This is a genomic window from Streptomyces montanus (assembly GCF_005786655.1).
Taxonomy (GTDB): Bacteria; Actinomycetota; Actinomycetes; order Streptomycetales; family Streptomycetaceae; genus Streptomyces; species Streptomyces sporangiiformans.
Map to the genome: position 1 here is coordinate 1 of NZ_VBZC01000136.1, position 598 is coordinate 598.

At 67.4% G+C, this 598-nt stretch carries 1 protein-coding gene; it reads left to right on the plus strand.

Annotated elements, in window-relative coordinates:
* Nucleotides 1-598 (plus strand): ABC transporter permease (locus FE633_RS46580; RefSeq protein ID WP_246114159.1); only part of this gene is annotated, 598 nt, incomplete at both ends.

The window sequence follows — 598 nt, forward strand, 5'->3', positions numbered from 1 at the left end:
TCCTTCCCACCCGAGGCGTGGACGCTGAACTGGTACAAAGCGCTGTTCGCCGACGGCAGCAAATGGCCGGCCGCACTGTCACTGAGCGCCCTGGTCGCCGCCCTGAGCACCGTGTTCTCACTGATCATCGGTGTCACCGCGGCAACCGCCCTCACCCGCAGCGAACTCCCGCTGCGCTCGGCGGTCTACGCCCTGGTCCTCGGACCGCTGGTCATCCCGCAGATCGTCACCGCCCTGGGCCTGTTCCTGCTCTTCGAACCCGCCGCCATGCTGGGCAGCCCCATCGCCATCGCCCTCGGCCACACCGTGCTGGCCTCACCGATCGCGGTACTCATCCTGATCGCGACCCTGCGCGGCATCGACGAACGCCTCGAGGACGCCGCCGCCAGCATGGGCGCCGGCCGACTGACCATCGCCCGGCGGATCACCTTCCCCCTCGCCGCCCCCGGCATGATCGCGGCAGCGATCTTCTCCTTCATCACCAGCTTCGACGAGTTCTACATCTCCCAGTTCCTCTCCTCCGTCGACACCGTCACCCTGCCCGTGCGGGTCTACAACTCCCTGACCTTCGAAATCGACCCCAGCGTGACCGCGATCA